Origin of the sequence: Rheinheimera oceanensis, from assembly GCF_018831085.1 — a bacterium.
Lineage (GTDB): Bacteria > Pseudomonadota > Gammaproteobacteria > Enterobacterales > Alteromonadaceae > Alishewanella > Alishewanella oceanensis.
Genome location: NZ_JAGPNM010000003.1, coordinates 1 through 20,954, shown reverse-complemented (window position 1 = coordinate 20,954; position 20,954 = coordinate 1). Strand labels below are relative to the sequence as shown.

Sequence of the window (20,954 nt, the reverse complement as noted above, 5' to 3'; positions counted from 1 at the left end):
CCCAGCCTTAGTCTGTTAGTTGTACGCCGCCACGGTAATAAGGTCAAGTCAGCTATGTTATATCTCGGCTGCCCGGTATGGGCCAACCCAAAATGGAAAAATTCCATCTATACTGTGGACGCCAAAGCAACCGACTTTTTGCCGCAGTATGCCCGTTATTTTAACAGTGCTGAGGGCAACACCACCTTTTATGCTGATCCATCAGAAGATACCTTAAAACGCTGGCAGCAAGACACGCCCCCACACTACTGTTTTGTCTTGAAAGTGCCGCAGCGCATCAGCCATCACGGCGGTGCAGACAGCCTGCTGCAGCTGGCAGAGTGGCTTAAACGTATGGCAACGCTTGGCCAGAAACTGGCACTGGTGCATCTGCAACTGCCGGCCCGCACAGGTCCGGCCGACTTTGGCCAAATCAGCACCTTGGTTGAACAGATTAGCCAACAGTGCCGCTGTGCACTGGAAGTACGGCATCCAGCCTTTTTTGACAAAGGCCAATATGAAATTAAATTACACAAAATGTTGCAGCACTATCAGGCAGAGCGCGTAGTAATCGACAGCAGAGCTTTATTTTCGGTGCCAGCAACCAATCAGGCATTAATGGATGCTCAGGCCAAAAAACCACGCGTGCCGGTACATGCGATAAGTTTCAGCCAAACACCGGTGCTAAGGTTTATCGGCACCGATGATATGGCCGTAAACCGGCAGTTTTATCAGCCATGGCTTACTAAAGTGCAGCAATGGCTCGATGAAGGTAAAAGCCCGTTTTGCTTTTTCCATACGCCGGATAACCATCTGGCGCCGCAACTGTGTCGCCAGTTTGCACAGGATCTAGCTTACCCTCACAGCTGTCTGGAACCCTGGCCTGGTGAGCAGCAATTCAGCTTGCTGTAGTTTTGTGGTATTTAAGGTAAAATAGCGCCACTTATACTGTTTCCTACCGACACGTTTTTATGCAAAAAGATGCCATTTTCGCCGAGCCACTGGCTCATATTCAGGATTTTCGTTTTGACGATCAGGTTGCTGATGTATTCCCCGACATGATCCAGCGCTCTGTGCCCGGCTATCAAACTATTATTCAAACCATTGGCAAGCTTAGCAGCCGCTTTGAGCAAGCTGACAGCAATTACTATGACCTGGGTTGTTCTTTAGGCGCTGCGACTCTGGCGATGCGGCGCAATATCACTGCAGCTAACAGCCGTATTATTGCAGTGGATAACAGCAGCGCTATGGTAGAGCGCTGCGAGCGGCATTTGCAGGCGTTTCGCTCTGAGATACCGGTTGAGGTAAAACTGGCGGATATTCGCCAGCAACCAATTGAACAGGCCGCCATAGTGGTAATTAACTTTACCCTGCAGTTTTTACCCAAAGAAGATCGTAATACTCTGATTAACCGCGTTTATCAGGGTTTAAAACCCGGTGGTTTATTGATTTTGTCGGAAAAGTTTATCAACCACGACCCCGTTACAAACGACTTACTGGTGGAGCTACACCACGACTTTAAACGCGCTAACGGCTACAGCGAGCTGGAAATCAGCCAAAAACGCAGCGCGTTGGAAAACGTAATGAAACCCGACTCCCTGGCGGAACACCAGCAACGCTTACAGCAAGCCGGTTTTACCAGCCAGACGCTATGGTTTCAGTGTTTTAATTTCTGCTCAATGGTCGCGATTAAGTAACGTCGCTCTTACATAAGGTTAGCTATGCTCGACTTCACCCCCTTTTATGCCCAACTGGCAACCAATAAACTGCACAGCTGGCTGCAGACGTTACCGGCGCAGCTGGCAAGCTGGAGCAAAGACGCCCTGCATGGCGATTTTAAGCAGTGGCAGAAGGTGATCAGTAACCTGCCGGCAACATCTGTCAGCGTCATTGAGCTAAAAAAACAAGTGCAGTTTGGCCATGCCAGTGACATTAGCAGCGGCGAAGCGCAACAGATCCGCTATTTATTGCAGCAGTTAAAACCCTGGCGTAAAGGCCCGTTTAATATTCATGGTATTGATATTGATACCGAGTGGCGCTCTGATTTTAAATGGGATCGGGTACTACCGCATATTGCACCGCTGGCTAAACGCACTGTGCTGGATGTAGGTTGTGGCAGTGGTTATCACCTGTGGCGTATGCGTGGTGAAGGCGCAGAATTTGTCGTTGGCATTGACCCGTCGCAGCTGTTTTATGCCCAGTTTCAGGCAATTAAGCATTTTAACCCCGACCCTGCGGTCAATCTTATTCCGATCGGGATAGACGAGATGCCGGCACTTAAGCAATTTGATACCGTATTCTCAATGGGTGTATTGTACCACCGCCGTTCGCCGCTGGATTTTCTGCAACAGCTGAAAAACCAATTGCGCCCCGGTGGCGAGTTGATCCTGGAAACCTTAGTGGTAGAAGGTGACGAACACACGGTACTGGTGCCTGGTGAGCGTTATGCCAAGATGCGTAATGTCTGGTTTATCCCCAGCGTCGCCGCGCTAACACACTGGCTGCAGCGGCTGGGTTTTAGCAATGTACGGCTGGCAGATTTAAACCGCACTACCTTAGACGAGCAGCGTAAAACCGACTGGATGGAAAACGAAAGTTTGATTGATTTTCTCGATGCAACTGATCATAGTAAAACCATAGAAGGCTATCCGGCACCGCTAAGGGCAGTGATTGTCGCCAACGTTTAACGCCACAGGAGCACATGCCCGTTATGCCCTACCGTCCACGTTCAACTCTGGAGCAATGGCGTATTTTGCAAGCGGTGGTCGATGCAGGTGGCTACGCGCAGGCGGCAGAGCTGCTAAATAAAAGCCAGTCATCACTCAATCATGCCGTAGCGAAATTGCAAAACCAGCTTGGTGTTGAGCTGCTGGAAGTCCGCGGCCGCAAAGCTTATCTGACAGAAGCCGGTGAAGTGATGCTGCGCCGCTCAAGGTTGCTGACACAGCAAGTGGAAGATTTAGAATTGCTGGCCGCCAATATCGACCAGGGCTGGGAGCCGGAGATCCGTATTGCGGTAGAGCTGGCCTACCCGCGCCGCTTTTTAAATGAAGCCCTCGCTGCCTTTTATCCGCTTAGCCGTGGTAGCCGTATTCAGCTTGTCGACTGTGTTATTACCGGTACCGCAGAAATGATCCTGCAAAAGCGGGCCGATCTGGTAATAGCGGCCGCTGCCTTTATTCCCAAAGGCTATTTAGGTGAGCATTTATGCCATACCCGCTTTATTCCGGTTACCGGTAGCCTGAATCCATTAGCCACAGCAAATCATATTGACCAGAATGAACTAAGCCAGCATTTGCAGCTGGTGATCCGTGATACCGCACAAAAACCGCAGGAAAATATTGGTTGGCTGCGGGCAGAACAACGCTGGACGGTAGATAATTTTTTTGAAGCGATAGAAATTTTGCAACTCGGGCTGGGTTTTTGCTGGCTGCCGGATTTTATGGTGACAGACTATATTACCCGTGGCACTCTGGTGCAACTTAGCCTGAACCAAAGCAGCGAGCGTATGGCAACCATATCGCTGGTAGCACCGAAAGAGGAAACCCTTGGCCCCGGCAGTAAACAATTACGCCAGTTAATTCTGGCGGCCCATCAAAAATCCTGAGGCAACTATGCAACAACAAGAACTGAATAACTTAATGCAGGGCGCGGCCGCAGACGCGGTAAACTATGCCAGAGACGAACACAATCTGGCGCTGGATCACAGCATCGACAGCCTGCAGCAAATTGATATACTGCTAACCGAATTAAACAGCCGGGAGCAAAAGCAGCGCCATTCGGCCGAGGTGGTGTTTACCTTATGTAACATTATCGGCGCTTATATTGGTGAGTTGTTTATCGCCAATGTTGGCGGCCACTGGCAGCATGATCAGACTGACAGCACAGCTCCTTTTGTTTATATCAGGCTGAATGACAAAGAATTTCCATTTGCTTCAGTGTGTTACCATAAAATCACCCGAGACAACAGCATCAGTTTATATGACTATGTAAAGCAGGCGATGGCAAATGCTATGCAGTAAGGCTTTTGTCGGCGGCGTTAAGCAGGTAAAATGCCGCCAATTTTTAGCCTTTCCACTTTCAGTCATTCGAGGATTGCCGTGAGCGAGCAGAAAACATCGTTAAGCTACAAAGACGCCGGAGTTGATATTGACGCAGGTAATGCGTTAGTTGAGCGGATTAAAGGCGCAGTCAAACGCACACGTCGCCCTGAAGTTATGGGTGGTTTAGGTGGCTTTGGTGCGCTGTGCCAAATTCCGGCCGGTTATAAAGAACCGGTACTGGTATCCGGCACTGACGGTGTAGGTACCAAACTGCGGCTGGCTATGGATTTAAAACGTCATGACGGCGTGGGCATTGATTTAGTTGCCATGTGTGTTAACGATCTGGTGGTGCAAGGCGCTGAGCCGCTGTTTTTCCTCGATTATTACGCCACCGGCAAACTCGATGTCGACACCGCATCGGCTGTAGTAAATGGTATTGCTGAGGGGTGTTATCAGTCTGGTTGTTCACTGGTTGGCGGCGAAACCGCCGAAATGCCGGGCATGTATCACGGCGAAGATTATGATATTGCCGGTTTCTGTGTTGGTGTAGTGGAAAAAGCCGACATTATCGACGGCAGTAAAGTAAAACCGGGCGATCAGTTAATTGCCATGGCATCTTCCGGCCCGCACTCCAATGGTTTTTCGTTAATCCGTAAAGTACTGGAAGTTAGCGGCCAAAGCCCGGATACCCTGCTGGAAGGCAAATCCCTGGCCGATCACCTGCTGGAGCCTACCCGTATTTATGTGAAAAACCTGCTGAACCTGTTTAAACAGGTACCGGTAAATGCACTGTGTCATATTACCGGTGGTGGCTTCTGGGAAAATATTCCGCGGGTATTGCCGGAGAATACCAAAGCCGTAATCAACGGTAAAAGCTGGCAGTGGCCAGCCATTTTCAACTGGCTGCAGCAGCAGGGCAATATCAGCCGCCATGAAATGTACCGCACCTTTAACTGTGGTGTAGGTATGTTGGTGGTTGTACCTCAGGACAAACTGCAACAGGCCATCAGCATACTCAGTGATGCTGGCGAAACTGTGTGGCATCTGGGTGAAATTCAGTCTGCCGCGGCAGGCGATGAGCTGGTTATTATTAACGAATAAGGCAACCGATGAAATCTATCGTAGTACTGATTTCCGGCAGCGGGTCAAACCTGCAGGCCATTATTGACGCCTGCAGCAGTGGTTTTATCCCTGGTAAAGTCAGTGCAGTGATATCAAATAAAGCTAATGCCTACGGGCTGGTGCGGGCGAATGAAGCCGGCATCAGCACGCAGGTACTTAGCCACAAAAGTTATGCCAGCCGCGACAAATACGATCTGGCCCTGACTGATGCGATAGACCAGCATAAACCTGATTTAGTGATATTAGCCGGCTTTATGCGTATTCTTACGCCGGCTTTTGTGCAACATTTCAGCGGCCGGCTGCTTAACATCCACCCTTCGCTATTACCTAAATATCAGGGGCTGGCAACACATCAGCGTGCTATTGATGCCGGTGATAGCGAGCATGGTTGCAGCGTACATTTTGTTACCGAACAGCTTGATGGCGGCCCGGTTATTTTACAGGCTAAAGTGCCGGTATTTGCCGATGATGATGCTCAAAGCCTCGCAGAGCGGGTACATGAACAGGAACACCGTATTTATCCGCTGGTGGTGCGCTGGTTTTGCCAAAACCGTTTACAACAGCATGCAGATCAGGCATGGTTAGATGGCAATGTATTAGCAGCCAACGGTTATGCCAATGATGAAGACGAAGACTAACTGGCGCTTATGGGCGCCTTTTGTTGTAATAGCAACACTCTTTTGCAGCGCAGTTAGTGCTGAAACCGTACCGTTAAGCAGTTTTAACGCCGATTACATTGTATATCGGGCGGGCAAAAAACATGGTGAAGCTAACCGCTATTTAAAAACCACAGCACAAGGCTATCAGCTGGGCTACAGCAGTAATATCAGCTGGATGATATTCTCTGATAAACGCCAGGAAATATCTGACTTTACCGTAACCGATGGAGCTATTCAGCCACTGCGTTATGTTATGACACGCTCCGGCACCGGACCAAACCGCTACTATGAGCTAAACCTCGATCCTGTTGCCAAAGTACTAAGCGAGGGCAAAGCACGTAAACCTAAAGCCACTGAGTGGCAGAACGACTGGCTGGATCAGATAAGCTATCAGCTACAGTTAGTACTGGACTTACGTGCCGGTAAAACTGAATTTACTTACAACGTATTAAACCGCCACGGTGACAGCAAGCCTTATCACTATAAAGTGGTGGCTGAAGAAATGCTGCCGTTGCCTTACGGTAATATTAAAACCTTACGTATCGCCCGCATTGAAGAAAACAGCGATAAACAGATTTACGCCTGGGTAGCACCAGAGCTTGATTACATGCTGGTGCGTTTATGGCGTGGTGAAGACAATGTTGAACAGTTTGACGTGCAATTGCACAAACTTGACCTGACGAGCGCTGCTCAGGCCAGCGGTTCGCCATAGCGGAACAGCTGGCTTTCTCCGGCAGCCATCTTATGCCACTGCTCATTATTGGTTAACGGTTCAGTGGCAATAATCGTTACTACATCATCCGGTGTGGTTTCACGGCTAAAATCAATATCTACATCAACATCCGACAACCGGGCAATGCCAAAAGGTGCGCGCCGGGTGATCCAGTGCAGTTTGGTGGTGCAATAGGTTAATAAGTACTCACCATCGGTCAGTAGCATATTAAATACGCCCAGCTTTTGCAGCTCTTTACATTTGCGCTGAATAAACTTAAATGCCGCTTTACGGCCTGGCGGTTTCTGCGGATACTTTTTGTCCAGTTCGCTGAGTAAGTAACAAAACGCCCGTTCGCTGTCGGTGGTTCCCACCGGCACAAAGCGTGCTACAGGCAATTGCTGATAACCGCTTAGCTGGCCATTGTGGGCGTAAGTCCAATAGCGGCCCCATAACTCACGCGTAAACGGATGGGTATTTTCCAGCGCTACCCGGCCACGGTTTGCCTGACGTACATGCGCAATAACCGCCTTACTCTTGATCGGATAATCCGATACCAGCCGGGCAATTTCTGACTGATAACTTGGCAGAGCATCTTTAAAAGTACAGACGCCTTTATTTTCATAAAAGGCTACGCCCCAGCCATCTTTATGCGGGCCGGTACGCCCGCCCCGCTCTTTTAAACCTTTAAAGCTAAAGCAAATATCAGTTGGCACATTAGCCGACATACCCAGTAATTCACACATACACGTCCTTAGCTGAAAAGTGCAGCAGCGAAACCAAGCCAAAAGGCTATGCTTAAACGTAATAGCGTAAGAGTTGTAGCTGAAGTTGACAATGACTTTATGCAACAGCCGCTTTTAGGCTTGCAACTTTAGTTAAAGCGTTTTACTCTTAACCATATAGTGGTCAGACCTCTCATTGGGAGAAAAAAATGGAAGGGTTAGTTTTTTCTGCAGTAATTATCGCCGCAATTGGCATACTGGCGTACAACCGCGCCAGCTTAACAATGTTTACCGCTGTTATTGCGGTAATACTGGCAGTTGGCACGGCATTAGATGTGGTTGGTGCAATAAGCTGGATAGTATTTTTACTGTTTGCGCTGCCGCTGAATATTGCCGCAGTACGCCAGCAATACCTGACTAAACCGCTGCTTAAAGTGTACCGCAAAATTATGCCGGAAATGTCCAGCACAGAAAAAGAAGCCATTGATGCAGGCACTACCTGGTGGGAAGCTGACTTATTCCGTGGTAACCCGGACTGGCACAAAATGCATAATTTTCCGGTGCCACGCTTAAGTGCCGAAGAGCAGGCATTCCTTGATGGCCCGGTAGAAGAAGTGCTGGCGATAATGGATGACTGGCACACCACACACGAACGTGCCGACTTAACACCTGAAGTCTACCAGTATTTAAAAGACAAAGGTTTCTTCGCCATGATCATCAAAAAAGAATATGGTGGCCTGGAATTCTCTGCTTACGCGCAATCTTGTGTGCTGCAAAAGCTCACCAGCAAGAGCATGGTGTTATCCAGTATCGTCGGTGTACCTAATTCATTAGGCCCGGGAGAACTGCTGCAACACTATGGTACTGACGAGCAGAAAAAACATTACTTACCACGCCTGGCAAAAGGCCTGGAAGTACCCTGTTTTGCGCTGACCAGCCCTGAAGCAGGTTCAGACGCCGGTGCTATTCCCGATACCGGCATAATTTGTAAAGGCCAGTGGGAAGGCGAAGAAGTCATTGGTATGCGCCTGACCTGGGATAAACGCTATATTACCCTGGCACCTATCGCTACTGTGCTGGGCCTGGCGTTTAAATTGTATGACCCGGATAAACTGCTGGGAGATAAAGAAGAGCTGGGCATTACCTGCGCACTTATTCCTGTTAGTACGCCGGGCGTAAAAATTGGCCGCCGTCACTTTCCGTTAAATGTACCGTTTCAAAATGGTCCTACCCAGGGTAAAGATATTTTTGTACCACTGGATTACATTATCGGTGGCGCGAAAATGGCAGGCCAGGGCTGGCGTATGCTGGTAGAGTGCTTGTCTGTTGGCCGTGCTATTACGCTACCATCTAACAGTACCGGCGGCATTAAAGCTGTTGCTATGGCAACCGGTGCTTATGCCCGTATTCGTCGTCAGTTCAAATTGCCAATTGGAAAAATGGAAGGCGTGGAAGAAGCCATGGCACGTATTGGCGGCTATGCCTATATGGCGGATGCATCTACCACTATGTCTGTTGGCTCAATTGACCTGGGCGAGAAACCATCAGTTATTTCAGCTATTACCAAATATCATATGACCGAACGGATGCGCCAGGCCATTATCGATGCAATGGATATTCACGGTGGTAAGGGCATTTGTATGGGCCCGAATAACTACCTTGCGCGCGGTTATCAGGGCGCACCGGTAGCCATTACGGTTGAAGGCGCCAATATTTTAACCCGCAATATGATTATCTACGGTCAGGGTGCTATCCGTTGTCATCCTTATGTGCTGGCCGAATTGCAAGCTGCCCAGTTAGACGATCAAGGTGCGGCAATCACTGCCTTTGATAAAGCACTGTTTGGCCATATAGGCTTTGCTATCAGTAATTTCTTCCGTACCTTCTGGTTATCATTAACAGGTGGTGCTTTTAGCAGCGCACCTTATGGCGATGCAACAGCAAAATACTATAAGCAAATGAACCGCTTTAGTGCAGCATTAGCGCTGATGTCGGATGTTGCCATGGGTACCTTAGGCGGTGATTTAAAACGCCGCGAGCGTATTTCGGCCCGCCTGGGTGACATTTTAAGTATGCTGTACCTGACATCAGCAGTGTTAAAGCGCTACAACGACGAAGGCCGTAAAATTGACGATTTGCCGCTAGTACAGTGGGCTTGTGAAGACAACCTTGCCAAAGCGCAACTAGCCTTAAACGAGCTGTTTGATAATTTCCCGAACCGTGCAGTGGGTGTGGTGTTAAAACGGGTGGTATTTCCGTGGGGTCGTACCTTACGTAAAGCGTCAGATGTTACTGAACACAAAGTTGCCCGCGTTATGCAAACACCTGGCGAAACGCGCTCACGCCTGGGCCACCATTTGTACCTGAAAAACGAACCGTTAAACCAGTTAGGTTTACTGGAGCAGGCATTACTGGATGTTCTGGCCGCTGAACCGGTGTTTGACAAGGTTGCCCATGCTGCCGGTAAACGCCTGCCGTTCTACCGCCTGAATGAGGTTGCTGAGTTAGGTTTACAGCTAAAAGCCATTAGCGAAGCCGAAGCCGAGCAGTTACGGGTGGCTGAGCGTGGCCGTTTATTTGCCATTAATGTTGATGATTTTGACCCGGAATACCTGGCGGCAGATAAAACCCTGCGTCAGCAAGGTGCCGGTGCAGTAGAAAAAGATCAGGCGGCATAAATCATTTTTTAACTGATAAAAAAACGCCGGTTTTCACACCGGCGTTTTTATTTGCAACAATAATCTTAGTTAAAGTTCACCACTAAATCGGCTGAACAACTGGCTGTTGCCTGCTGACAAATTTTGTATGTTACCGTTGGCGCTTCAGAACGGAAGTTGTCGTTAATACGCCCCGGTGCCGTCAAGTCACGCACGGCCTCATTGTCGCGATACAAGGTTAGCCCTGTTGCCTCACCGCTCCAGTCCAGCTGCACCAGGCTCATTCCAAAACGGGCGCGCACCGTACGCACCAGCTCCAGGCTGGCGTCCAGTGGTGGTAAAGCACCTGCCAGGTTAAACGATACAATTACCGGATCATGATCTGACGAGCGGTATGCATCAGGCGCATAAAAATCGAGCTGCTGCTGGGGTGACTTAAACTCAACGTTATAATCCAGCGCTATTGGCTCGTCGGCGTTAATATTCCACTTAGTGGCATCGGCCAGGTACTGCAATGCCATATCATTTAGCAAGGCATGATCCAATGACCCCGATAAACCAGAGAATACATAGCCGTGCCCCGATTTACCCAAGGCGTCAAACACGTTGATATAGCCGGCTTGCGCCAGTGCAGTAATAGGGTCTTCTTTGGCATAAGCGTTTAAATCGCCCATTACCACTGCCGGAATATCGGCAAAATGCTCTGCTGCAAAAATACCAATTGCCTGAGCTGCGCGGGTACGAGTCAGGTTGCAGTTACCCTGGCCGTCGCCGGTATCCGGATCTGCAGCACCGCAAGCAGAACCTTTAGATTTTAAGTGATTAACCATCACGGCAAATTCAGCGTTGTTTTCTGTCAAACTAAAACGCTGTGCCATCATAGGCCGGTTACTGCTGTCGTTAAACAACGCTGTGCCCTGGCCGTCTTTAGCTGAGTTTGCTGAATTAAGGATCAACAGCTCACCGGCCGGTTGTACCTGATCAGCACGGTAGATTAACCCAACCGCTATTTCATCCGTGCCAACCGGGCCGGCTGCACTGATATATTGCCAGTTGCTGTTACCTGATGCCGCACGTAAACCCTGCACCAGATCAGCAATAGCAGAGGTGTCGCTGTAGCCATCGTTTTCAATTTCCATCAGGCCAATCACGCTGACATCCATCGCAACCATAGCAGACAGGATCTTGGCCCGCTGGCGTTCAAACTCTGCAGCCGTATTAGCACCACGTGCGGTTGGGAAACCACCACCGGTACCATTACCGTTAAAGTAATTCAGCACATTGAAACTGGCCACTTTAACATTACCATCGTCAGAGAGTTCCGGCGCAGCAGTTCTGGGGTTGCTATGCACAAAATTAACACTTGTCGTTGGCATAATGCGGTACTCATTAAAAGAGTAATGCATGGTACCGGTTAAATTGATCACGGTATCACCGCTGCGAACAGGGTTAGCCGCTGATAAACCGCCTGTAGGATATGGTACTACGGCCGGGTTTTGTACTGTGCTGGCATCATCAAGTACAATTTTATTCAGCGCATGCTGTGCTGCCAGCGCAATAGCGTCAGCCCCCGGCGCTACAACCTGAGTTGGCGTATAGCGGCGGCCATTTGCCAGCGTTAATTCACCATAGCGGCCCAGGGTGTATGTATCATTTACCGTTAATGGCTGGCTAAACCGCACCAGCATGCCTTCTACCGCTTCCAGCTCACTTAAATTCAGTACAGGCAGAGTCATCTCAACCGGCTGTGGTAACGCACTGCTGCCACAATCAAGCGTTGCTGTAATGCTGCTAAGTTGGGTCTGGGTAAAATACTCGTTCACAGTACCCTGCAAACGCACACGCTGGCCAACATTAACACCAGGATTGCTGGTATTTACATAAACAAACAGCCCTTCAGATGTTGCCGGATCATTATCCTGCTCTGCCCCAACGGCTTGAATGGTATAGCCCTGCAGCCCCGGTAAAGTTTGAGTGACTACAGCTTCTACCTGCACAATCTGCCCAACCAGCGGGCTTGCCATGCCACTACCCTGAATAGATGAAATCGGTGTTGCCGGCTCACCACAGCTTAAAACCGGCTCGGGTTCCGGCTCAGGATCTGGCCCGCCACCTTCACCATTAAATAAACCGAGATCAGAAAAATCGTTAACCGGAAATCCGTTCCATTCATCCGCAGGTTCAAAAACGTCGAACTGATTGGTGTCATACATTACTGCTTTACGACGTAACGTCCGGTCAATGGTCGCCGTATCGCCACTGCCCCATGCAGTACCGGGGTTAAAACCAACCTGCCCGAATGAATCAATAACAACACCATCTTTACGTAAGGTTATGGCATCATTGCCATTCCAGGACGCATTACCTGATACCTGATTTGCCAGGGCTCTTAGCTCAGCTACCGCACTGGTGTGCGCATATACAAAAGTGCCACCTGCCGGCACAGTACCGTTAAGCGTAGTGGTATTGGTTGCTGTTGCGGCACCATTGGCAAATACCTGTATTGTATAACCTGACAGTACAATGTCATTGTCGGTAGGGTTGTAAAGCTCAAGTGCTTTATTATTACCGGTGCCTTCTACATATTCAGAAATAAATAACTCGGCATTCACAGCCGGTGCCAGTAACATGGCGATAGTTGCTGATAGCGTCCTGATTTTCATGTGTTCTCCCTTGAGATGTTATTAAGGACATCTGAATATAAAGCGCTTTTATGGCAGATTCATTAACTTTATCTATTGAATTTCGCTTATTTTCTTACATCTAACCGTCAGCAAAATTTACACCTTGCTAACCGGCTGTTTTGCTTCAGTATGTAAATTAAATAGACGTAAAGCCATCTAATTTTAAAGCGGTACTTCCATCTGGCTTCAGGATCAGGTTTACTGTGTCAAACTACCAATAACGGAGCCCGATATGTTTAAAGTGAATCAGTATTTTGATGGCAAAGTTGCCTCTATAGCCTTTAAAGGCGAGCAGTTACCGGCAACGGTAGGCGTTATGGCGCCGGGTGAATATGAGTTTGGTACCAGCCAGCATGAAGTCATGACAGTAATAAGCGGTGCACTGACCGTTTTATTGCCCGGAGCAAGCGGCTGGCAAACCTTTAGCCGGGGCCAGCACTTTTCAGTACCGGCAGACAGTAAGTTTCAGTTGCAGGTAGCCGTAGATACCGCGTACCTTTGCACTTACGCCTGACGCTTTAAGCCAGAGTAACAGAACAAGGAACCACCATGCGCGGTATGCGCTCTGCAGCTAAACAACCTGAACCCGCCAAAAGACCTGAAGCAACCAGCCTGAAACAGACACTGGCCATGTTATGGCCTTATCTGTGGCAATTTAAATACCGCGTATTGCTGGCGTTGCTGGCGTTAGTTGCAGCTAAAGCCGCCACACTGTTAATGCCGCTGGCATTAAAATATATCGTTGATGCGCTGGATCAGGGCCGGCACAATTTGCTGGTGGTGCCTGTGGCTATGTTATTGCTGTACGGTGGCCTGCGCTTTGCCAGTGTGTTTTTTGGTGAAGTACGTGACGCCCTGTTTGGCCGGGTAACCGAGCATGCCATGCGTAAGCTGGGGCTGCGGGTATTTCAGCATCTGCATAGTTTAGAGCTGGCGTTTCACCTTGACCGGCAAACCGGTGGTATCAGCCGTGATATAGAGCGCGGTACCAACGGCCTGAGTTTTTTAATGCGCTTTTTAATGTTTAATATCGCGCCAACTTTATTTGAAATTCTGGCCGTAGCACTGATCTTCGCTACGCTGTTCTCGCCGTTTTACTCGGTTGTTACCGTGCTGGCGGTTACGGTATATATCTTTTTTACTGTGGTTATTACCGAATGGCGCAACAAATACACCCGCGAAGCCAACCAGGCCGATAACACCACTAACAGCCGCGCCGTTGACAGCCTGCTGAATTATGAAACGGTAAAGTATTTTAATAACGAGCACTACGAGGCACAAACCTACGACAGCTTTCTGGCAAAGTGGGAGCAAGCCCGCTTAAAAAACCGCTTAAGCCTGCTGGCATTAAACTCGGGCCAGGCACTGATTATTGCCGCCGCGATTACTGCATTAATGTGGCTGGCAGCAGACGAAGTTGTCAGCCAAAAACTTACGCTTGGCGACCTGGTTATGGTTAATGCCTATATGATCCAACTGTTTTTACCGCTTAACTTTTTGGGTTTTGTTTACCGCGAAATCCGCCGGGCGTTAACAGATTTAGAAAATATGCTCGGTTTACTCAAGCGCAAAGCCGATATTACCGATGCAGCAAATGCCACAACCCTACAACTTGCTAACGGTGAAATCCATTTTCAGCAGGTCGATTTTGCCTACCAGAGCGGGCGGCCTATTTTGCAGCAGTTAAGTTTTACGGTACCGCCCGGCAGCAAGGTTGCCATTGTCGGTGCCAGTGGCGCCGGTAAAAGTACTATCGCCCGACTGCTATACCGCTTTTACAGTATCACAGGCGGCAGGATCAGCATTGATGGCCAGGATATCAGCACCGTTACGCTGGACAGCCTGCGCCGTGCTATTGCCATAGTGCCGCAAGACACTGTGCTGTTTAACAGCAGCATACGTGACAATATCCGCTACGGCCGCCCTGATGCCAGCGAGCAGGAGGTTGAACAAGCAATAGACCTGGCGCACCTGCGCGGCTTTATTAACAGCCTGCCGCACGGCGATGCTACCCAGGTAGGCGAACGCGGGCTAAAAGTATCAGGTGGCGAGAAGCAGCGTATAGCCATAGCGCGGGCTATTTTAAAGAAATCGCCGATTCTGGTGTTTGATGAAGCCACTTCCGCGCTGGATTCAACATCCGAGCAAGCCATATTACAAGCCATGCGCGAAGTAGCACGTAACCATACCAGTGTGGTAATAGCACACCGGTTATCTACCATTACTGATGCGGATAATATTATTGTATTAAAACACGGCAAGCTGGCAGAGCAAGGCAGCCACAACGAACTGCTGGCCGCCAACGGCGAATACGCCCGGATGTGGCAGTTACAACAAAAACAACAAAGCTAATTGTAACTGCCAACAGGCTAGCGCTAATACTAGCTCTAATAACTATGCAGTTTTCGGCCCACTGATATAACGATATATCAATGCACCTGCTATAGCGCCAACTATCGGAGCTAACCAGAATAGCCACAACTGCGTTACGGCCCAGTCACCCACAAATACAGCAACACCGGTGCTACGCGCCGGATTAACCGAGGTATTGGTTACCGGTATGCTGATCAGGTGAATAAGTGTTAAACACAAGCCTATGGCTATCGGCGCAAAGCCCTGGGGTGCACGTTTGTCGGTAGCGCCCATAATGACCACTAAAAACAGCATTGTCAGCACCACTTCAGTCAACAATGCCGCCTGCATGCTGTAACCGCCGGGTGAATGCGCACCATAGCCATTGGAGGCAAAACCTGCCGATACATCAAAACCAGCTTTACCGGTGGCAATGCAATACAGTACAGCACCGGCAGTTATAGCCCCCAACACCTGTGACACTATATAAGGTAACAACTGATTCGCAGCAAAGCGGCCGCCAGCCCATAAGCCAATTGATACCGCCGGGTTTAAATGGCAACCCGAAATATGGCCAATGGCATAGGCCATGGTTAATACCGTTAAACCAAAAGCTAACGACACACCGGCAAAACCAATCCCCAACTCCGGAAATGCCGCCGCCAATACTGCGCTGCCACACCCGCCCAGCACCAGCCAGAAGGTGCCGATAAACTCCGCAACATAAGATCTCATAGTGTTTTTCCTTGTTTTAATTAACCATCTTCCAAAATCACAAACAGTAAACCAGCACACCGCTACAACCTGGTTACTGCCATACAACATATTGAAAATACTCTGTAGATCCAGAAACAGCAAGGAAGAAACAATTCAACGGCATCGACTTATCAGCGGCAAAACCATGATGACAGATAAAGCAGCCTATCTTGCTGATAGACAACAAACTGGCCGCTAGCGCGGCCAGAAGAGCGGTTTTATCTATTGACTCTGAGAAGACTTAATTTGTTATGCAAGCACTGCACTAAAGCTCTCACCTATGACATAGGATGTCCCCAGCTCAAAAACTTTCAACGAGGGGTAACGAATGAATTCTGTACCCGTCCACCGCTTCGGTGGCCCGATCTCGATTGAATTTACGCGTATTGGCTGATCTTTTAATGCCAGTACAATTTTTTCTGCCAGCGACTTGGGGAAGCGCCCCAATTTGCCAAATTTAGAACTAACAATACCATTCACAGTTGGCTCTTGATTAAGAAACCGATGCAAATATTCAGCTTTTCCCAGAACCTCAACGCAGCTACTAACGATTAACCCCAACAATAAAGCAGGGCTACATTCATTTTCCGAAAACATAAGATCTACTTCGGTTTCACGATACGGCAGTAGTAAAGGCGATTCAGATGTAACAGAGAGTGTTTCTTCGCCCATAAAGCTTATAGACTCTTCCACTACTCCGGTGCATGTTAGCTGCCAGATTTCAGGCTGCGATTCATCGTGCATAGATACCGAGAGACTTAATCTCAGGTCATCCGCAGACCTGTCTGCTTCAATGATACGAATCCAGCCTTCCGCTTCGTCAAATTCAGAATGTAGTTTTGTTAAAAGTTCGTCCATATCTTCCTGAGTGTATAACGCCGCCAGCGGGTTTAAGGTTCAGGCCACGCACTGGCCGTTTGTGGCAGCATTTGTTAGGCATAATGGCTTCCCGATTGCTGTTTAACCATTTGCCATAACCAGTTAATTGCCAGAATTAACCAAACAAATACAGCCTTATAAGCAAAGGTATGCACATAAATAACTGGTAGTATCTCGCCCAAAGCGAATGCAACACAAACACCTGCCAGCAATAGACAAAGAACCAGCCCCACAACAATGGAGATAGCAGTAAGATAAGAGTTACGCTGCCTGATTAAGCGATACTTCCTCACCAGCAGGTAAGCTGAAACGAAGAAAAATACAGTTATTATATTAGCCAGAAACAAATCCATTACTTATTACTACTCCCTTATTGCATTATTATGGCCAAATGAAGTTTAAACATAATTTTCAGGCTTTAGCTTTTTGATAATAACTCTATAATCCTTATTTTTTGTTTAGAAGCTTCAAACCAAAATCCGCCTGACACCAATGCTATACCGAAAATTAGCATTCCAAATGGTATTAACATCGGCATTGAAAACCTGTCGAGGTGTGCAAGGACTGCAATACAACCAATGCTTACTCCCGAAAACCAAACAAACATAAAGCATATTACCGCCAAGTGTAGACGCATTGAGATTGTTACACGCGCACCTGTGCTAGTTTGCTCAACTTTTCCTTCAATTACCGGAAGAAATGAATTCCGATATGAAATATTTTTCGTAATCTCAAACTCTCGTTCGTTAACATGACCACTAAATTCATGAGAAGATTGGAAACTAAAAAGTGTCCTTTCTCCAGTGTGCTGTTTAATCCGTTGCAATACGTCAGCAGCAGATAAGCCTGAATCAATTTGAAATTTTTCGTATGGGATTAACTTCATATTATCCTAAAAAACTAACGCCCCAATTTAGCGCGGAAAGCCGCGCAGCGGGTTGACCTCGCAGCCAGTAATTTTCTCTGGCGATAAAATTTGATTGTTATAGCTACTTTTCATCTTCACTCAACAAAACAGCTGCTAATGCTGGGCGAACAACAGATAGTATAAGAACAATTATTATAATTCCGCCCATTATCAATCGAATTACTCTTAGAAACCAGGGTTGTTCATGAAGCGGGCCATGCGTTTTTTCATGCTCTAAATTCTCACTGAGTTGGGCATATGCCTCATGAAGGTCTGCATACTCAGAGATCTTTGGATACTCAATTACAATCCCAATTTTTGCTAATTCGATACGAGCTTGAACTGACTGATTTTGATTTACATACAACATGTGATTTTTCACATCTGAAAAGTAATCAATCTCGCTTTTATCCAAGACATCAGCAATTTTCACTGCGTCAACTAACCGCATATCCTGGACAAGCGGTCTGTATTCAGATTCATCTGTTCTGGACCATTTAACTATTAAAATGGCTAGCACCAACGCAACACAGATAAATAAGATTAGTTTGTTTTCTTTCGTCAGATACTTATTAATACTCCCTTCTCCTATTTATGATAAACAGACTGCGCCTCGAAGTAGCTATAACGCCCGGCTCACGCGTCGGTTTGGAAACGCGAAGCGACGGAAAGGCCGTCCCAGCCACGAAGGAGCGACAACAGCTGCTTGTTATGTTTTTTCTTTAAACTCAACTGGTACTTCAATTGAAATACTGCAGTCAGTTCCGTAGCGAAAGATAAATTTATATTCTTCGTTATCAATTGGTTTAGCGACGAACCAAGCTCTTGTTTTCCCATCTTCTTCAAACACTGTTGTTGGCAAAGCAATCAATGGGGCATTTGGTTCACCCACAACAATCCAAACAGAATGAAGTATTCTTTCTTCAATTGTTTCCGGCAAGGAAACATAAACAGAGAATGAATTATTATTATTCTGTGCACTTACATCAAACAAATGAGCATATTTTGAGCTCCATGCTGCTACTTGCCCATCACTTTGAACGCATGATGACCCATAAGAAGCAAAACTTAACAGATATAGGAAAACAAAACACCGCATTCTCGATTTACCTAAAAACATAACGCTCGCAGCACAGGCTTAAACCCGCATAGCGGTTGAGACCAAGGCCACGTAGTAGCCTATTGTGACTGCGTTTGTTAGCCATATCCTTGTCCGTAAAAGCTATAAATCAGTTTTATAGTAAAGCCACGCCCCGAAAGCGAGGAGCATATCTATAAACATAAAAAAACCTACTGAAACTAAAAACAGAATAAAGGTATCAGCTATGAAAGCTGAAAAAATGGCGCTGATTAAAAGCATTAAAGGGAATCGATTTCTGAAATACGTTTCTCCTTTAAACCGGCGATGTCTATATAAAAGCAAGTCCAAAAATGAATCCATAACGTCTCAGTAATCCAAACCGGCTAACGCCCGCCATCACGCGCTTGTCGCGTGTATGGCATTGTTAGGTCAGTAGTCTTCATCCATAAATTCTTCGTCGCCAGACTCTGCACAAATGAGTCCTTTCTCTCTCATTTTTGCCACAAACGGTACACCGTCATCGATAAGGTGGCTACCATCATCCATCCTCGGCCCAAATTCACTGGCCGCTGTAATCGGCTCACCGAAAATTTCGTTATGAAGACGAAATATTTCGGTTCCGATACCAAGTCTCTTACATCTATCTAATTCAAGGTGCTGAAGATAGAAGTAACTTGGTAACTGCCAATCATCTTCATTTACATGCATAAGCGTAACAGAGCCCACCCGACTCATATTGCTGTCATACACCGTAATATCTTTTCCATCATATAAATCGATATAGTATTTATTCCCGTCTTTAGCGATAAATTCGTTCACTTTGAATTCCTAATTCAGAAAAAGCATATATTTACCAAGATTGTCTAAGTCGAGCAGATACCAAAAGACCTAACGCCGCCAACACAGGCCGAGCGGTAGCGAGGTCCAGCCCAATGCGGATTTTTCATTGGGCGATTGTGCTTGGCCTTGTTACGTTGCATTGGCACGGGCCTGATGATTGAAAAAGAGCACTAGGTTTCGTGCTGTTGTTACCTTGCCGTAGTAAGGGTTATTTTCGTAGCCCTCAAAACTTCGACCTGTTCTTTGTGCTATTTCCTCTACTAAATCTAGATCAAGATCATCTTCATCAAGCATCAATATTTCAAAGAGCGTATCTGAAGCCTTAATAGGAACATGCTGCTTAGTCGGAAGCGCAGCTTGGAGTTGCTCATAAACCGCGCGAATAATCCAAGTATCTACAACCTTTGGATCAAACTCTCTTGCAAATTCACAAATTGATAATCCATTACGCTCCTTGCACAGGTCAATAAAATGCCTTTCTACTTTGGGCTGATCGATTGCACTCCATACAACCACTAGTAAAGCTATTCCCGCAATAACAGCAAGATACCAAGGCTGGTATAAAACAATCGCCAATGAAACTGCAAGAAAGGCAATCAGAGCTGCTTTACTTGCTTTTCTAGGTTCGTACTTGGGCATAAACCTTGATGCTTGCTTCATACTTCACCTTGCAACGTAACGCTCGCCTAAACGGCGAGCAACTTGTTGCGAGTCCAGCGGCCGCAGGCCGCGATGTTTAAGGCGTTTGTTATATGCTTTCATTCGCTACTACTTGGTCAAACCAAACATGATCAGTTTCACCACCCAAGATAAAACGATAACCAAACGGCAATGCCATATATAAAGCTAATTCGGGACGCTTTTCAATGATATGTTTAAAGTGAACGGTTACCAAAGAGCCTATATTTCCATCATATTCGTCGGTAGTTAACCACCAACCACTCATATGCGGTGGAGATGGGTATCTCACTCCTTCAACAGGAGTAACGCCTTCGTAAATCCCTTTTGAAATAGCCACAAGTTGATTTTCATCTACTGGTTTGTATTGAGCGCCGAAGTGTTCACAACACTCTCGCTGATTCGATTCAAAACTCAAGATTCAACTCCGATCCTTCGAAAGCATATAACGCTTTGCTAATTGGCTGCCGCAGCGCAGCGTAGGCAGTCCAGTGGAGGGCACGCTTTTCGTGGCCGGAACGAAATTAAGCAATTTGTTATAAGCCATTTTTGGCACCGTGCGCAAACAATAAAAATTTAGGAGCATAACCAGTAATAACTACATGTGCCGATACATACGCCATAGTTAAAACTACTGCACTTAAAGCCCAAATAATATGATCATATGGTTCTGTAATTGCAAAAAATACAGTTGCTAGAATAGCAAACAGAGAAAGCAATAAAATAAACCCTGCCAGTACTCTAAACGGCATCCGAACTTTCGCGAGTTGTTCCCTATTTACACTCATACTTGCCTATGGCTTATAACGCTTTGCTAATTGGCTGCCGCAGCGCAGCGTAGGCAGTCCAGTGGAGGCCACGCTTTTTGTGGCCGGAACGA

Annotated in this window: 23 protein-coding genes; 11 read left to right on the top strand and 12 right to left on the bottom strand. The window is 47.4% G+C overall.

Features of this window, described 5'->3' with window-relative positions; translation table 11 throughout:
• The first annotated feature begins 54 nt into the window (after positions 1–54).
• The 8 genes from J3B89_RS08145 (at position 55) to J3B89_RS08110 (ending at position 6,515) form a co-directional block, all read left to right on the top strand.
• A complete protein-coding gene (locus J3B89_RS08145) occupies positions 55–891 on the top strand; it encodes a DUF72 domain-containing protein (RefSeq protein WP_215397056.1) in 837 nt (278 codons plus the stop codon).
• Positions 892–950: 59 nt separating this feature from the next.
• Positions 951–1,676 (top strand): carboxy-S-adenosyl-L-methionine synthase CmoA, encoded by a 726-nt coding sequence (cmoA, locus tag J3B89_RS08140; RefSeq protein ID WP_215397055.1) that lies wholly within the window; start codon positions 951–953, stop codon positions 1,674–1,676.
• Positions 1,677–1,700: 24 nt separating this feature from the next.
• Positions 1,701–2,666, top strand: coding sequence for a tRNA 5-methoxyuridine(34)/uridine 5-oxyacetic acid(34) synthase CmoB (gene cmoB / locus J3B89_RS08135; RefSeq protein WP_215397054.1), 966 nt, complete (start codon positions 1,701–1,703; stop codon positions 2,664–2,666).
• Positions 2,667–2,689: 23 nt separating this feature from the next.
• The gene (locus J3B89_RS08130; protein ID WP_215397053.1) at positions 2,690–3,586 is read left to right on the top strand and encodes a LysR family transcriptional regulator; all 897 of its coding nucleotides are present in this window, start codon (positions 2,690–2,692) and stop codon (positions 3,584–3,586) included.
• A 7-nt stretch (positions 3,587–3,593) separates the two neighbouring features.
• Positions 3,594–4,001 (top strand): hypothetical protein, encoded by a 408-nt coding sequence (locus J3B89_RS08125; RefSeq protein ID WP_215397052.1) that lies wholly within the window; start codon positions 3,594–3,596, stop codon positions 3,999–4,001.
• 78 nt (positions 4,002–4,079) lie between these two features.
• Complete coding sequence (purM, locus tag J3B89_RS08120; protein WP_215397051.1) at positions 4,080–5,123, top strand: phosphoribosylformylglycinamidine cyclo-ligase; 1,044 nt, start codon at positions 4,080–4,082, stop codon at positions 5,121–5,123.
• An 8-nt stretch (positions 5,124–5,131) separates the two neighbouring features.
• The gene (gene purN, locus J3B89_RS08115) at positions 5,132–5,782 is read left to right on the top strand and encodes a phosphoribosylglycinamide formyltransferase (protein WP_215397050.1); all 651 of its coding nucleotides are present in this window, start codon (positions 5,132–5,134) and stop codon (positions 5,780–5,782) included.
• The gene (locus J3B89_RS08110) at positions 5,763–6,515 is read left to right on the top strand and encodes a DUF3108 domain-containing protein (RefSeq protein ID WP_251372313.1); all 753 of its coding nucleotides are present in this window, start codon (positions 5,763–5,765) and stop codon (positions 6,513–6,515) included. The genes purN and J3B89_RS08110 overlap by 20 nt, the downstream gene beginning before the upstream one ends.
• Here the strand turns inward: J3B89_RS08110 and J3B89_RS08105 are convergent.
• Positions 6,494–7,261, bottom strand: a complete 768-nt coding sequence (locus tag J3B89_RS08105; protein WP_215397049.1) for a class II glutamine amidotransferase — start codon at positions 7,259–7,261, stop codon at positions 6,494–6,496. The two genes, J3B89_RS08110 and J3B89_RS08105, sit on opposite strands and share 22 nt — an antisense overlap.
• A gap of 188 nt (positions 7,262–7,449) precedes the next feature.
• Between J3B89_RS08105 and fadE the strand changes: the two genes are divergently transcribed.
• Complete coding sequence (gene fadE / locus J3B89_RS08100; RefSeq protein WP_215397048.1) at positions 7,450–9,918, top strand: acyl-CoA dehydrogenase FadE; 2,469 nt, start codon at positions 7,450–7,452, stop codon at positions 9,916–9,918.
• Positions 9,919–9,983: 65 nt separating this feature from the next.
• On the opposite strand, the gene J3B89_RS08095 is transcribed toward fadE, so the two are convergent.
• Positions 9,984–12,560, bottom strand: coding sequence for an ExeM/NucH family extracellular endonuclease (locus J3B89_RS08095; RefSeq protein ID WP_215397047.1), 2,577 nt, complete (start codon positions 12,558–12,560; stop codon positions 9,984–9,986).
• A 253-nt stretch (positions 12,561–12,813) separates the two neighbouring features.
• Here J3B89_RS08095 and ppnP point away from each other — a divergent pair, with 253 nt between their 5' ends.
• On the top strand, positions 12,814–13,095 hold the full coding sequence (gene ppnP / locus J3B89_RS08090; RefSeq protein ID WP_215397046.1) for a pyrimidine/purine nucleoside phosphorylase: 282 nt from the start codon (positions 12,814–12,816) through the stop codon (positions 13,093–13,095).
• Between the two features lie 35 nt (positions 13,096–13,130).
• Positions 13,131–14,933, top strand: a complete 1,803-nt coding sequence (locus tag J3B89_RS08085) for an ABCB family ABC transporter ATP-binding protein/permease (protein ID WP_215397045.1) — start codon at positions 13,131–13,133, stop codon at positions 14,931–14,933.
• Positions 14,934–14,975: 42 nt separating this feature from the next.
• Here J3B89_RS08085 and aqpZ read toward each other — a convergent pair whose 3' ends face one another.
• The 10 genes from aqpZ to J3B89_RS08035 all read right to left on the bottom strand — a co-directional run bounded on the left by aqpZ (position 14,976) and on the right by J3B89_RS08035 (position 20,826).
• Complete coding sequence (gene aqpZ, locus J3B89_RS08080) at positions 14,976–15,668, bottom strand: aquaporin Z (protein ID WP_215397044.1); 693 nt, start codon at positions 15,666–15,668, stop codon at positions 14,976–14,978.
• A 270-nt stretch (positions 15,669–15,938) separates the two neighbouring features.
• Positions 15,939–16,547, bottom strand: coding sequence for a hypothetical protein (locus J3B89_RS08075; protein WP_215397043.1), 609 nt, complete (start codon positions 16,545–16,547; stop codon positions 15,939–15,941).
• Positions 16,548–16,621: 74 nt separating this feature from the next.
• Complete coding sequence (locus J3B89_RS08070) at positions 16,622–16,921, bottom strand: hypothetical protein (protein ID WP_215397042.1); 300 nt, start codon at positions 16,919–16,921, stop codon at positions 16,622–16,624.
• 65 nt (positions 16,922–16,986) lie between these two features.
• Positions 16,987–17,454, bottom strand: a complete 468-nt coding sequence (locus J3B89_RS08065) for a hypothetical protein (RefSeq protein ID WP_215397041.1) — start codon at positions 17,452–17,454, stop codon at positions 16,987–16,989.
• 103 nt (positions 17,455–17,557) lie between these two features.
• Entirely contained in the window at positions 17,558–17,995 is a 438-nt protein-coding gene (locus J3B89_RS08060) for a hypothetical protein (protein WP_215397040.1), read from the bottom strand.
• 189 nt (positions 17,996–18,184) lie between these two features.
• Entirely contained in the window at positions 18,185–18,595 is a 411-nt protein-coding gene (locus J3B89_RS08055; RefSeq protein ID WP_215397039.1) for a hypothetical protein, read from the bottom strand.
• Between the two features lie 390 nt (positions 18,596–18,985).
• Positions 18,986–19,375 (bottom strand): hypothetical protein, encoded by a 390-nt coding sequence (locus J3B89_RS08050; protein WP_215397037.1) that lies wholly within the window; start codon positions 19,373–19,375, stop codon positions 18,986–18,988.
• A gap of 150 nt (positions 19,376–19,525) precedes the next feature.
• Complete coding sequence (locus J3B89_RS08045; RefSeq protein WP_215397035.1) at positions 19,526–20,056, bottom strand: hypothetical protein; 531 nt, start codon at positions 20,054–20,056, stop codon at positions 19,526–19,528.
• Positions 20,057–20,144: 88 nt separating this feature from the next.
• On the bottom strand, positions 20,145–20,492 hold the full coding sequence (locus J3B89_RS08040) for an immunity protein Imm33 domain-containing protein (RefSeq protein ID WP_215397034.1): 348 nt from the start codon (positions 20,490–20,492) through the stop codon (positions 20,145–20,147).
• A 118-nt stretch (positions 20,493–20,610) separates the two neighbouring features.
• The gene (locus J3B89_RS08035; RefSeq protein ID WP_215768298.1) at positions 20,611–20,826 is read right to left on the bottom strand and encodes a hypothetical protein; all 216 of its coding nucleotides are present in this window, start codon (positions 20,824–20,826) and stop codon (positions 20,611–20,613) included.
• Positions 20,827–20,954: the final 128 nt, after the last annotated feature.